This window comes from Actinotignum stranguriae (assembly GCF_051265215.1).
Taxonomy (GTDB): Bacteria; Actinomycetota; Actinomycetes; order Actinomycetales; family Actinomycetaceae; genus Actinotignum; species Actinotignum schaalii_C.
This window is the reverse complement of record NZ_JBOZCJ010000011.1, coordinates 1-12642: the sequence shown is the minus strand read 5'-3', so window position 1 is coordinate 12642 and position 12642 is coordinate 1. Positions and strand designations below refer to the sequence as shown.

Annotated in this window: 15 protein-coding genes, 1 tRNA gene and 1 riboswitch; of the genes, 7 read left to right on the top strand and 9 right to left on the bottom strand. The window is 60.8% G+C overall.

The annotated features are described in order from the left end of the window. Positions 1-2: 2 nt before the first annotated feature. Positions 3-113: riboswitch (TPP riboswitch) on the bottom strand. Between the two features lie 118 nt (positions 114-231). From ACRQEG_RS05145 to dcd, 8 genes are all read right to left on the bottom strand, one after another. Beyond that, positions 232-501, bottom strand: coding sequence for a DUF4235 domain-containing protein (locus ACRQEG_RS05145; protein ID WP_274734290.1), 270 nt, complete (start codon positions 499-501; stop codon positions 232-234). A gap of 59 nt (positions 502-560) precedes the next feature. Continuing rightward, a complete protein-coding gene (gene mnhG / locus ACRQEG_RS05140; RefSeq protein ID WP_274734288.1) occupies positions 561-965 on the bottom strand; it encodes a monovalent cation/H(+) antiporter subunit G in 405 nt (134 codons plus the stop codon). Next, positions 962-1402: an MrpF/PhaF family protein gene (locus ACRQEG_RS05135; protein WP_274734286.1), complete on the bottom strand. Its 441-nt coding sequence runs from the start codon at positions 1400-1402 to the stop codon at positions 962-964. The genes mnhG and ACRQEG_RS05135 overlap by 4 nt, the downstream gene beginning before the upstream one ends. Continuing rightward, positions 1399-2034 carry a Na+/H+ antiporter subunit E gene (locus ACRQEG_RS05130; RefSeq protein WP_126135811.1) on the bottom strand — a complete coding sequence of 212 codons (636 nt, stop codon included), beginning with the start codon at positions 2032-2034 and terminating at the stop codon, positions 1399-1401. The genes ACRQEG_RS05135 and ACRQEG_RS05130 overlap by 4 nt, the downstream gene beginning before the upstream one ends. Next, positions 2031-3785 (bottom strand): Na+/H+ antiporter subunit D, encoded by a 1755-nt coding sequence (locus ACRQEG_RS05125; RefSeq protein ID WP_435733799.1) that lies wholly within the window; start codon positions 3783-3785, stop codon positions 2031-2033. The genes ACRQEG_RS05130 and ACRQEG_RS05125 overlap by 4 nt, the downstream gene beginning before the upstream one ends. Continuing rightward, positions 3782-4393: a Na(+)/H(+) antiporter subunit C gene (locus ACRQEG_RS05120; protein WP_126135813.1), complete on the bottom strand. Its 612-nt coding sequence runs from the start codon at positions 4391-4393 to the stop codon at positions 3782-3784. The genes ACRQEG_RS05125 and ACRQEG_RS05120 overlap by 4 nt, the downstream gene beginning before the upstream one ends. Beyond that, on the bottom strand, positions 4390-7515 hold the full coding sequence (locus tag ACRQEG_RS05115; protein WP_435733798.1) for a Na+/H+ antiporter subunit A: 3126 nt from the start codon (positions 7513-7515) through the stop codon (positions 4390-4392). The genes ACRQEG_RS05120 and ACRQEG_RS05115 overlap by 4 nt, the downstream gene beginning before the upstream one ends. A 252-nt stretch (positions 7516-7767) precedes the next feature. Next, on the bottom strand, positions 7768-8367 hold the full coding sequence (gene dcd, locus ACRQEG_RS05110; RefSeq protein WP_320758030.1) for a dCTP deaminase: 600 nt from the start codon (positions 8365-8367) through the stop codon (positions 7768-7770). A gap of 251 nt (positions 8368-8618) precedes the next feature. Between dcd and ACRQEG_RS05105 the strand changes: the two genes are divergently transcribed. The 5 genes from ACRQEG_RS05105 (at position 8619) to ACRQEG_RS05085 (ending at position 10567) form a co-directional block, all read left to right on the top strand. Further along, positions 8619-8692 (top strand) — tRNA-Gly (locus tag ACRQEG_RS05105). A 92-nt stretch (positions 8693-8784) separates the two neighbouring features. Beyond that, a complete protein-coding gene (locus ACRQEG_RS05100) occupies positions 8785-9045 on the top strand; it encodes an AbrB/MazE/SpoVT family DNA-binding domain-containing protein (RefSeq protein WP_394532471.1) in 261 nt (86 codons plus the stop codon). 106 nt (positions 9046-9151) lie between these two features. Further along, positions 9152-9394 carry a type II toxin-antitoxin system Phd/YefM family antitoxin gene (locus ACRQEG_RS05095; RefSeq protein ID WP_016441879.1) on the top strand — a complete coding sequence of 81 codons (243 nt, stop codon included), beginning with the start codon at positions 9152-9154 and terminating at the stop codon, positions 9392-9394. Next, complete coding sequence (locus ACRQEG_RS05090; protein ID WP_320758032.1) at positions 9391-9768, top strand: type II toxin-antitoxin system death-on-curing family toxin; 378 nt, start codon at positions 9391-9393, stop codon at positions 9766-9768. Before ACRQEG_RS05095 ends, ACRQEG_RS05090 begins: the two co-directional genes overlap by 4 nt. A 199-nt stretch (positions 9769-9967) precedes the next feature. Next, complete coding sequence (locus tag ACRQEG_RS05085) at positions 9968-10567, top strand: hypothetical protein (RefSeq protein ID WP_320758033.1); 600 nt, start codon at positions 9968-9970, stop codon at positions 10565-10567. 47 nt (positions 10568-10614) lie between these two features. Here the strand turns inward: ACRQEG_RS05085 and ACRQEG_RS05080 are convergent, their stop codons facing one another. After that, a complete protein-coding gene (locus ACRQEG_RS05080) occupies positions 10615-10980 on the bottom strand; it encodes a hypothetical protein (RefSeq protein ID WP_320758034.1) in 366 nt (121 codons plus the stop codon). 227 nt (positions 10981-11207) lie between these two features. Between ACRQEG_RS05080 and ACRQEG_RS05075 the strand changes: the two genes are divergently transcribed. Together ACRQEG_RS05075 and ACRQEG_RS05070 are read left to right on the top strand one after the other, a co-directional pair. Continuing rightward, complete coding sequence (locus ACRQEG_RS05075) at positions 11208-11561, top strand: transcriptional regulator (RefSeq protein WP_320758035.1); 354 nt, start codon at positions 11208-11210, stop codon at positions 11559-11561. 289 nt (positions 11562-11850) lie between these two features. Beyond that, complete coding sequence (locus ACRQEG_RS05070; protein ID WP_435730947.1) at positions 11851-12600, top strand: hypothetical protein; 750 nt, start codon at positions 11851-11853, stop codon at positions 12598-12600. The last annotated feature ends 42 nt before the right edge of the window (positions 12601-12642 follow it).

Genomic DNA, 12642 nt, shown 5'->3' with positions numbered 1-12642 from the left:
GCGGAGGAGAGATCTCGACTCCCTTCGCCGGTACTAACCGGAGCAGGTTCGAGGGTCTGCGTGCCGCGTGCCGGCCGCACTCTCAGCGCTGCTGCGCTCCCCTGTCGTGCCGTCCAGTCTAGTACGGAGGTCCCAGATTTTCACACCTGCGGTCCCGAGCCGAAACCGGATCGGCGCCGGGTCGGAACCGGATCGGCGCCGGGTCGGAACCGGATCGGCGCCGCGCGAACCTTAGGCCCGAGCGCGCACCTGCGAATCGATCACTTCGCCCTTGCCGTACCATTTGGCGGCCTGGCGCTGGGTGAGCTGGGAAACGGCCGCGGCCACCCCCGCCGAGACAACCGCAAAAATAACCGCGTCTACGAGCGGCGCATTCGGATCCTCCGAATCGGGGATCTCCCGCCCGGAAATGCCCTTCCACACCACGTCCACGATTTTATTGGCGACGATCCCCGAGAGCACCCCAACGCCCGCACTCACAACTTTCCAACCGATATCCACAGCGTCCCTTTCTTCGCGCGGCGCCGCCCCGCCTGGAAACCCGGCGCCGCCTCCGATATTTAATGCGTGGAGGTGCTCCCCCGCGCAGAATTCTTTTCCTGTCCAGAACTATTATGACTCAGCCCACGCCCGAAGCGCAGGTCCTCGCGCAATTCGTCCACGACCATGGCATCCGAATCGATACGCCCGGTGCGGTAGCCGGCCCGCGAAAGCATATGCGCAGAAATGGGCGAGGTAATGAGCTGGCAGCCGATAACGAGGAGCAGCGTCCACGTCATCGACGGGTCACGCACCAGGCAGGCCGCGCCCAGGCAGCCCATAATGAGGGAGAGGACCTGCGGTTTTGTGGCCACGTGCAGGCGCGTCATGAGGTCCGGGTAGCGGAACATCCCGATGGCGGCCACGAAGGTGAGGGTGGCGCTGGCCAGCATAAGCACGGCACCGATAATATCCCAAGGGTTCACGGCCGGGCTCCTTCCTGGGTGCCCGCGGCATCCGCCCGCGGAAGGTTCGCGGTATCCGATTGGGTGCGAGCGGTGGGCGGCTCGCGATCCGGATCGTGAGCGGGGCTTTCGTCTTCTTCTTCGTCGGTTGTTTCGCGTTCGTTCGCCTTCGCGAGGCGCCGCATTTCTTTCGGGTCGTTTTGGTCCACGGGCCGAATAAAACGCGCCACGGCCACGGATCCGAGAAAACCGACAATGGCGACGACGACGAAAACCGCGAGCAAATCGGCTCGTCGAGTCACTGCCGCGAGGAGGCAGAGCGCCCCCACCATAATCGAGGTGATCACATCGAGCGCTCCCACCCGGTCGAGGACCGTGGGGCCTTTGACAATACGAACCGTCACCAGCAGCGCGGAGATAGCCAGAAGCACCCCGCAGATAACCATCACGATAATCACCGTTCACCTCCGGAGCTATCGGGAGCGAAGGGAACGGGCAGGCGCCCGGCCTTGGGACTGGAACCTGGCACGAAGCCGGCCTGCACCAGCTCACTGCGCGAGGCAAAAGCACGCAGCACCCGTTCCTCCAAATCGAGCACCGATTGGTGCGCGGCGCTCACTCCCCCGGCCATGCCCACATCGAATACATGCACGTACAAGGTGCCCGAAGCAGCATCGGTATCGATAACGAGCGAGCCGGGCACCAGCGTGGACATCCCGGCGGTAATCGCCAGGTAGGCATCCGAGTGGGAGCGCAGCCGCACGCGGATCACCGCGCCGCGCGGAGTAGCGCGCCGCAGGATAAACCAGGCTTGCTGCCAGGAGGCATGCACGAGGTCGCGTACGAAAATCGCGACGAGGCGGATCACTCCCCAGATTCGGAAACGCCCGTCGAAGGAGGCGGTAGGGAACGGCGCCAGTTCGGTGACGAGGAGCGCGAGGGAAAAACCGGCCACGATATTGGCGGCGCTGACCTGCCCCCAGAGCAGCACCCACACGATGGTCAGCCACATCAGCACCCCCAGGGAGGCGCTCGGGAAACGACCTTCGCGCCGGGTGACCAGGCGGATTGCTTCGCTATCGCGACTCATTGCTCACCTCCGGAGACTGTGGGAACGGGCGTGGGAACCGCCGCGGGCGTGGGCGTAGGTGTGTTGAACGACGGCGCACCGCCCGGCACCGGCGCACCAGCCGGCAGCGACGCCGCGGGCGTGGGGCTCGGGGAGCGCAGCAGGCGCGGGCTTTCCTGCGGTGCGGGAGTGTGGGTGAAGGTGCCGGTATCCGGGGTGGAATCTTCGTGGGGTACCACGGTTTCTTCATCCACTTCCGGGGAGATCCCGGTACCGCGATCCCAATCGGGAAGCACCGCGCTGATATAGGGGGTGCGGGCTTCCAGCTCGGCAGCTGCGCCGTCGGTAAAAGAACGCAGCGGCGCGGCCGCAAAAGTAATACCGAGCATCACCGCGATGAGTCCGGAGGCGGAGATCACCATGCCGCTCGGGTAGGTGGTGGAGGGCAGCTCCGCCGGGGCTTCCTGCCAGAAAGCCATATTCCAGGCACGGATCACGGCGTAGAGAGTAAGGAGTGAGGTAACCAGGCCGGCCGCTATCAGCACCCAGTCAATCGGGGTGCCGCGCGCAGCGCTCGCTTCCAGCAAGCCCACTTTGCCGAGGAAACCGGAGAGCGGCGGAATACCGCCCAGGGAAAGCGCGGGGAGGAAATACAACACCGCAACCATGGGTGCCGCGCGCATAATGGAGCCGAGCCGCACGAGCGACGTCGTTCCTGCCACCCAGCCAATCAGGCCCACCACCAAAAACAGCGCGGTCTGCACCACGATATGATGCACGGCGTAGAAAATTGTGGAGGAGAGTCCCGCTTCGGTGGAGATAGCGATGCCCCAGATAAGGTAGCCGATATGGCTCACCAGGGTGAAGGAGAGCAGGCGCTTAATGTTTTCCTGCGCGATCGCGCCGAGGATACCGATGAGCATGGTGGCCACCGCGAAGCCGGCGAGGATATCGTCCAGGCGCCCGCCCGGGAAGAGCAGCACCTGGGTGCGGATAATCGCGTAGACGCCCACTTTGGTGAGCAGGCCCGCAAAAACGGCCGTGACCGGGCCGGAGGCGGTGGGATAAGAGTCCGGTAGCCAGGCGGCCAGCGGGAAGATCGCGGCTTTGAGGCCGAAGGCCACGAGGAACACGATCTGGAGGACCATGCGCATTCCCGGATCTACCTGCGGGAGTTTCACGGCGAGGTCGGCCAGATTGACGCTACCTACCGCGGCATAGGTGAGGCCGAGCGCGGTGAGGAAGATGAGGGAGGAAACCATCGAGACGATCACGTAGACCGAGCCGGAGCGCATGCGTTCGGCCGTGCCACCCATGGTGAGGAGCACGAAAGACGCGGCCAGGAGAATCTCAAAGCCCACGTACATATTGAAAAGATCGCCGGTGAGGAAAGCATCGGATACCCCGGCGGAAAGAATCATGAAAGCCGGGTAGTACACCGAGGTGGGGGCGCCGCGTTCCCCGTCGGCCACGCCCTGAAATACCGAGTACACCAGCACGATGAGGGTCACCGTGACCGAGGTGGTGAGCATGATGGTGGAGAGCCTGTCGGCCACCAGGGAAATACCCACGGGTGCCGCCCAGTTCCCCACGTCCAGGGTGATGGGGCCGCGCGCGGAAACGAAGAGCAGAATCACCGCGACCACGAGGACGATGGAAAGCATCCCTACCGCAGTCCAGGCTTGCACGCGGCGCCGGCGCGGAACCGCCAGGAGCACCCCGGCGGCCAGCAGGGGCAGCACAATGGGAACGGGAAGTAGCCAGGAAATCATCGCCGCGTACCTCCCGCGTTTCCGCCGCGTCCACTATTCCGCGGTTTTCCGCCGTTCGCGAGCGAGCCGTCCACGCCGTGGGTGGCATTCGGGTTAGCGACGTAGCGGTGCCGGCGGCGCTGCGGATGCTTGCGGTTCCAGCGGCCCAAACGCCCGAAGCGCGGGGCCGGGGTATCGGTTTCGTCGCGGAATTCCGCGGAGGTTTCCTGCAAGTCTGTTCCCACTTCGGATCGCTGGCTGCTTTCTTCCAGTTGTTGGCGAACGGCGACGGCGCGATCCTCGACGTCGTCGCGTACTTCGTCATCATCGCGCAGCTGCCAGGTGCGATAGGCCATGGCCAGCAGGAAACCGGTGGTGGCCAGGGTAATAACGATCGCGGTGAGCATCATGGCCATGACCAGCGGGTCCGCCCACAGATCCGGCGAACCGTTACCGATAAAGGGCGGATTGCCGGTGCGGCCACCCGCGATAAGGAAAAGAATATTGACGCCGTTGGAGAGGCAGCCCAGCCCGAGAATCACCCGGGACAGGGAGCGCTCCAAAATAAGATAGACCCCTACGGCAACGAAAACCCCGCACATGAGGATGAGGGCGAGAGATACGCTCATTCTTGCTCTCCTTCCGTTGCCGCATCGCGTTGTTCGGCAGCCAGAGCCAGGCGCTCGGCTTCTTGTTTCGGGGAAGCGCGTTCGCTGAGCTCCGCCTGGGATTCCATTTCTTCACGCAGGTTCTGGCGGGCGTCATGGGAAGGTTCGATGCGAATATCAGCATCCCAGACGCCTTCTTCGATCTCTCCGTGCCGGTCAATTTCCCCGCCGAGGGAGCGCAGAATTTCGGCCACCAGGCCAACAACCGCGATATAGACGCCGGTGTCAAAAATGAGCGCCGTCGTAAAATGAACGTCCCCAAAGATCGGAAGCACCATGTCGATTTTCGCGGTTTGTAGCGGGTTACCGCCCAACATGATGGGGGCGAGCGAGGAGAGGGTAGCCAAGCCCAGCCCGGTTCCCAGTAGGTGTGCGGGAAGGATGGGGAGGGTGGCGCCCAGTTCGAAACGGCCGCCGGCCAGGTAGCGCAATGTCAGCGCGATGCCGGCCAGCAGCCCGCCGGCGAAACCTCCGCCCGGCATATTGTGCCCGGCGAAAAGGAAGAAGAGCGAAATAATGAGGATGGTATGGAAAACCAGGCGAGTGCCGATTTGCAACATAATCGGGCGGGAGGCCACCCCGGGGCGGTTCGCGGAAGCGAGCCAGGCGCGGTTACGCCCCGAACGTTTCGCTTCTTCTTCGGCGCGCAGCGAGTTGCGCACATATGCCACCGGGTCGTCACCGAGGCGGTGCAAGCGTTGCGCCCGTTCGCTTTTCGCGCCCAGGATATTGCGCAACCGATCCGTGCCACCGAGGCGGTCGCGCACGAAGAGGAGGGAGGCAATGCCGACGGCGCAGACCACCAGCACGGAGGTCTCCCCCATCGTGTCCCAAGCCCGGATATCCACGAGGGTAACGTTGACGATATTGCGCCCGTACCCGAAACGGAAACCTTCATCGGCGAAGAGTTCCGAAATTGGCGCGTGGGTGCGCACCCCGGCTGCCAGATACGCCAGCCCCGCGAAAAGCACCCCCATGATGGCCGCGAAAACGATGCGGAACCGCTGGGTGCCTTTGGTGCGCCGGGAAGAAAAATAGGAAGGCAGGCGCCGCAACACCAGCACGAAGACCACGAGGGTGAGAGTTTCGGAAAGCACCTGGGTGAGAGCCAAGTCAGGAGCCCCGTACATCTCGTAGGTGAGGGCAACGGCGTAGCCACCGATTCCCATGAGGATCACGGCTTTGAGACGGTGGCGAGAGGCCGCGGCAAGCAGCACTCCCAGGCAGCCAACAACGGCCACCGCGGCCTGCGCCCAACTATCGAAGAGCCGGGGCACCACCAGGGTACCCACCGGGTTGGTGAGCAGCGCGATTCCCACGGTGATGAGCAGGAACCAGAAAATGGTGAGGAGGTAGGTGGGAAGCGAACCGGATTGGGTGCGGGCGGTGACGGTCATGGAGAAACGCTCGGTGCCCGAAACAATGCGCTGGTAGGCTTCCTCGGCGCTGAGGCGCAGGGCGTGGCGCTGGGTGAAGGCGGAGATGCGGTGGCGCTGCCAGAAGAGGCAGCAACCGGCCGCGAGGATGGCGAGGGTCACCAGGAAGGGCCCGTTGAAGCCGGACCACAGGTGCAGGTGGCCCTGGTAGGGGGCCAGCACGGGGTATTGGGCCAGGTATTGCTCTAGGAAGGTACTGATGGGCGCGGTTGCGAGCCCGGCCACCAGGCCCGCCGTCGCCAATATTCCTACCGGCCAGATCATCACCGCGGAAACGTCACGCACCTCGGTATCCTCTACGCGCGGCTTGCGCATGAAGGCGCCCCACCAGAACCGCAGGCCGTAGGCCACCGTGAGCGCCGAACCCACCGCGATGAGCACGAGCACCGCGATATCGGTGGCGCTACCACCCCACAGGGCGCCGAGCGCACCTTCTTTCGCTACAAAAGCGGCGAAGGGCGGGAAACCCATCATGGAGGCATCCGCCATTCCGGCGAAGGTGGCAACCGCGGGCATATTGCGGCCCACATTGGATAGTTCGCGCAGGTCACGGGTGCCGGTACACACGTCCACGATACCCACGGAGAGGAAGAGTGCGGATTTGAAGAGGGAGTGAGCCAGCAGCAGCATGAGCCCGGCCAGCAGCATCGCCGAATCTCCGTAGCCGACGAAAAGAATAATGAGTCCGAGCTGGGAGACCGTGCCGAAAGCGGTAACCAGCTTAATATCGGTTTGTTTGAGGGCCCGGTAACCACCCAGCAGCACCGTGTACGAGGCGAGGATGATTACCATCCAGCGCCAAGCTGGATTATGCGCGAAACCGGGGGCCAGGCGCGCCACCAGGTACACCCCGGCTTTAACCATCGCCGCGGCGTGCAGGTAGGCGGAGACAGGCGTGGGTGCGGCCATGGCGGCCGGCAGCCAGAAATGGAAAGGTACCAGGGCGGATTTGGAGAAAGCCCCGATAAGTACAAGTACGACGGCGCTCGTCAGCAGCGCGGAATTCCCCGGTGACAGCGTGGCTTCGTGGGAAGCCACCACGAGCTCGCGCAATGAGAAAGATCCCCCGGGCATGACCCCGAGCATGGTGATCCCGCCCAGCATGGCCAGCCCACCCGCCGTGGTCACAATAATGGCCTGGAAAGCCGCGCGCCGCGAGGATTGCCGGTCGGAATAGTGGCCGATGAGGAGGAAGGAAAAAACGGTGGTGAGTTCCCAGTAAATATAGAGGGCGACGGTGTTATCCGTGGTGACCAAACCGAGCATAGCCCCGGCGAAAGCCACGAAAATCGCGCCGAACCGGCCCAGGTAGGAGGCATCACGTTTGAAATACCGCGCCGAGTAGAAGAGCACGGCCGCGCCCACCCCGGTGGCGATGAGGGCGAGGAGCAGGCCGAGAGCGTCAATGCGGATATCCAGGTCCATGCCCAATTGGGGCACCCAGGTGAGGGATTGCTGGTAGATATCACCGCGAAGGATGCGGGGGATGAGGCTGAGGAGCCACAGGAAAGTACCGGCCGGGAGGAGAGCGAGGATTGCGAAGCCGAAACGCCCGCGCTGCATCACGAGCGGTGCACACAGCGCCCCCACCGCAAATAGCAGGAGCACATATGCCACGGCAGCCTCCGTCCCTTCGACCTTTGCCATGCACGCCGGGTGCGCTACGTGCTCTACGTGCGCAGCGTGCCAAACATACGCCACTGAGCCCCTCCGCGGATGACCTGGCGCGATACAGCTAGTAGGTGCGGGCGCCGGTTTCTTAGGCGGTGGAGCTCATTGTTAACGCATGGAACATCATTACAGTAGCGAAAATATGCGGGAGTGTCCCGTGTTTCCGCTCTCGATGAGACCGCGCGGCCAGGCTTGCTTTGGAAGCGCGAGGCTTGCTAAGGCCGGAGTTTAGTTATCGGCTTCCGGGTAGTGGGTCACGTCGATACGGTGGAAATTAAGGTGGGAGCGGGAGGCCGTGGGGCCGCGCTGACCCTGGTAGCGTGAACCGCTTGCGCCAGCTCCGTAGGGGTTAGTGGCCGCCGAGGAGAGTTGGAAGAAGCAGAATTGGCCCACTTTCATGCCCGGGTAGAGCTTGATCGGCATCGTTGCCGTATTGGACAGCTCGAGGGTGACATGCCCGGAGAAGCCCGGGTCGATGAACCCGGCGGTGGAATGGGTGAGGAGTCCCAGGCGCCCGAGGGAGGATTTCCCTTCCAGGCGAGCTGCGACGTCGTTCCCCAAAGTGACCTGCTCAAAAGTGGAGCCGAGCACGAACTCTCCCGGGTGTAAAACGAATTCGCCGTCGGCGGGAACTTCTACCAGGCGCGTGAGGTCGGACTGGTCCGCGGCCGGGTCGATGACCGGGTATTTGTGGTTATCGAAGAGTCGGAAGAAGCGGTCGAGGTGAATATCGATGGAGGAGGGCTGCACCATCGCCGGATCCCAGGGGTGCAGGGCGATGCGGCCCTCGCTCACGGAGCGCAAAATATCAACATCGGAAAGTAACACGCCTAGATTCTGACACGCCCGCGCGGGTGGGCGCTACCTGCGGGGCGGTATGTGGAGGAATTGAAGCAATTCGGGCGCGCTTCCGCGCCGTGAGTGCTGGGTCGCGCAAGCCGCGGGAACTGAGCAACACATGCCGCAAGCACTAAGCCGCGGGCGCGCTTTGCGCTGGCGGGGATGGCACGCTAGGATAATCACCTAGTGATTCTTTCGCGCCTGCGGTTCGGCCGCTCGCGTGAGGCTTCACCGCTCTCGCGGGCGTAGTTCATCGGTAGAATGGCAGCTTCCCAAGCTGCAGAGGCGGGTTCGATTCCCGTCGCCCGCTCCAGTTTTCAGGCAGCGAGTCCGGCCCCACATCAATATCTCACCCACTAAAATCGCAAGCATCAGCACTACACCCACATCCAAGGAGGGATGACGGTGACTAAAAAATTTGCAGAATCCGCCAAAGTGAAGGCGAAGGGACGGGTAACCATCCCGAAGGCGGTGCGCGAGCGGCTGGGCATCAACAAAGGAGACCGCATTGCCTTCGTCGTAGACGGCAGCGATGTGCGCGTGATCAACTCCGCCCGCTATGCATTGTCAGTGCTCCAAACTGGGTTAGCGGGCGAAGCAGAACGTTTGGGACTTGAATCCGAAGAAGCCGTGAACGATCTGGTAGCGAGTATTAGAAACAGTTAGTCAGGCGGGCTAACTCTCGCCAAAACCGACACCCATACCCCCTTCAAATTAGGCTATATTCAACCTAGGATATGTTGTATATTCTTCTTGGAAGGGGAGGTAAGCCATGAATGTCAATACGAATACCTTGGTACCAATTTCGGAAGCGAATCAGAATTTCTCGAAGGTGGCGCGATTGGTAGACGAGTATGGCTCAGCCGTTATTTTGAAAAATAATCGCCCTCGTTACATCATCACAGAATTCGCTAAGGCGGATGAAATCACAGAGCCGGACGATGCCGAGCTCGCGAAGGTCTCAGCCGCACTCATAAGAAAAAATGCGCGCGTATATGAGGAACTGGCGAAGTGAAGTACCTAAGCAAGCGGCAGATCCTCCTGATTCACCAGGAACTACTTGAAACATCAGGTGGGACATCGGGGCTCCGAGACGAAGGCCTCTTAGATTCAGCCCTCATGACTCCATTACAGAGTTTTGGTGGGCAGGATCTGTACCCCAGTCTTATTGATAAAGCTGTTCGCCTTGCGTTTGGGCTTATCAAGAATCATCCGTTTATCGACGGAAACAAGCGTATTGGCACGCACGCGATGTTAGTCTTCCTCGCGCTCAACGGTGTGGAACTGAGCTATACGGACGATGAGATGATCGCGATTATTTTAAGCGTGGCTGCGGGACAGGTAGATGAATCAGGCCTACGCGCATGGATTGACGAACACCTCCCATAGTTACACTGCGCTCCGTCGTCGCTATCGATTCAACATCGCCAGTTGAAGAACCCCACATGTTTCCCCCTCTTGAAAACGCTAAAATTCATCGGTGGCCGCACACCGCGGGCCCACACTACGGGCCCGCGCTGCACGGCGCCGGCGTCAGTCACGCCAAGCGCGGCTACGATTCGAAAACGGGCAGAAAAGGGATAACCGCATGGATGAGGAGAAGGCCATCGGCACTGAACAGCCGCGCGGGAAGCGACGCGGCTGGCTGCCGCTATCCGAAACGCTCTCGCTTATTTCGGTGGTTATCGCGGTGGCCGTGCTCGGCTTGAATATTTACGACCGCCACGAGGCGATCAAAGCCGAGCAGTTTTCCCAGGCCAACCAGGCCTTCACCCAAAATAAGATCACCGCGGAGGAACACCGCACCGACACCGGGAAAATCGGCCGGCAGATCACCTCGAGTTTCCACAACGCCTCCCCCAACCCGGTTTTCGACCTCACGCTCGCAATGCCCGCCCCGCCCAACGGCCTCACCGTCTCCGCCGACCACTATCACGAATTCCGGCAAACCGCCGCCGGCTACGAAATCACATTCCCCACGCTCCCGCCGAAAGAAAAAGCCGAGTACGTGGACACCTACGGCGACGCCCTTTTTGGCGACCGACCCCCGCGCACCGTCATCAACGAAAACTTCCGTTTCTGCTTTACTGACGTTAACGGCCAGCGTTGGCTCGCCGACCATCGCGGCGCCCAGCGTATTTCGTCAACAACGCAGTGCATTCCCGATAAGAACGACGACGCCGCCTAGCCCGCCGCCAGCACACATGCCTGTGGGAGGCTGGCCCACGCGGCCGGCTATGCAGCCACTCCGGATGAGTCCTCTATCTTGAGCGTGTACATCGTCGAAAAAACGGTGAGCGACAGCACCAGCAGCACGATCAGGCACACCCCGGCCACCGGCAGCAGAATCATGCGGTTCACGGATTTCACCACAAAGGGCAGGGCCGCCACCGCGCCGAAGAGCACAATGAGGCCAATAATGGCTCCCTTCTTGAGGCGATAGCTGAGATAGATATCGCTCCCCGCCGTCGCAGAGAAAGATACGGGATTACTCTTGAGGGGAACCAGCGTTCGCACCTGAGCAACGCAGGCGCCGTCGCCCACCTCAAAAACATTATCGCGTTCGGGAAGCAGTACCTCCGGGCGTTTCTTTCCGTTCACGCTCAAATAGTGGCGGCTCCTGTCATCAAAGAAGGACCACCGCCTTCTCACATGTAGCCGTGCCATAACCCGCACCTCCTTGTGCCTACGTAACCGTGCACCCACATAACACCGTTACGCATAATTTTATCGCATTTATTCTGCGCGGTATTCAATTTAATTGTTCCCACTATGGCCGGCGGTGCCCTTCCCCTCTAGGATGGGGGAAGAACCGGGAAGGAGGCCGCATGCGTGATATTGCACCCTATTCACAACGCAAGCATTACGAACTACCTTCTTCCCTAGATGCGCTTCGCGGCCCTGGCATGGGTGGCACTCTCTACCTCGACCACTCGATCATCTGGGCACCAAATTCTCAGACGATCCATCTTGAAAGCAACGGCCTCATCAAGCGCGGTTACACAGCTTTGATCAACGAAGGAACCACAGAGCAGCAGGAGCGCTGGCTCAATCGGGAACTCCTCATGCGGGCCTGGCCAACACTTAGCTTGCCGTGGCGCGTCTACGCGATGTGGGAATCAAAATTTCCGGAACTGCCAGAGAATCGGATCTTCCATAGAAAATCTCGAATTTCAGCGTAAACTCACCCGCCTTCTTCTTTCAGGGATTGAAGAGTACGGCATCTCCGAAGAAGAATTCCACGCCGTCCAAGAACGCTACGCCCAGTGGCATACAAGCCTGAACAGGTAAGGCAGCACCCACCCCCTCCCTGCTACCCGCACATTCGCCAACAAGAAAAGACCTGGTCATACGTCACAGGAAATCGGTTTTCAACCCTCTGACCTGCGGATTAGAATAATGATACGAATTCTCTATTCAAATCAATGTTGCATTCATTGTTCAACGATTGGGAAATAAGGAAGGGATCTCGTGACCTCTTTTCGTAAGATAGCGGGTGCCACCCTGGCGGCCACCCTTATATTCTTCGGCGGCACACCCGCGCTCGCCGATCCAGCTTCCCCCACGGGAGCTTCCAGCGCCGAACAAGCCAATTCCGCAAAGTTCGGCGGCGCCATCGCAAAGAACTTCTTCTTAGTCGACGGACTGACCGAGGCTGAGGTGATTGCCTCCGTCAAGGATCAGCTCACCAAGAACAACCTGAACCCCGATGAGTATGAGTTCACGGTAAAGAACCTCAGTGAGGCCAACGCCAATTCGTACGGCCCGAAGCGTAAAGATCGCGTTAAGGATGTACCGGTTATCGTGGCCAAGAAGGGAACTCCGGACACCTTCGACACCTACAACGTCAAGGTTTTTTACTACGCTCCGCCGTTCGCGTTCCGGGAGGAGAACCCGGATCCCCAAAAGGGCGCCCCTCAAAATCAAAGCACCCATAACGCGGGCAAAGTAACTGTTGCTGACCCAAATAGTTACACTCTGTCCGCGGATCAGCAGGCAAAGATCGTTGACGCTTTCCTCAAGAACAACCCAGCTCTCGGCCTCACCCGTGATCAGGTCACCGTGGATGATCAAGGAAAGCTCACTATTACGAACAAAGCCGGTGAAGACGGGTTTAGCGTCGTCGTTCCCAGCAGCGAATCCGTGAGCGTTATCGGGAAGGTTCCCAATATTCTGGTCTTTTTGGGGCTTATAGGACAAAATGTGTTGGTTACGGTTTAGTAGGTTTGGTTCCATTTAGCCCCGTTGTGTAGATCGGTCCAC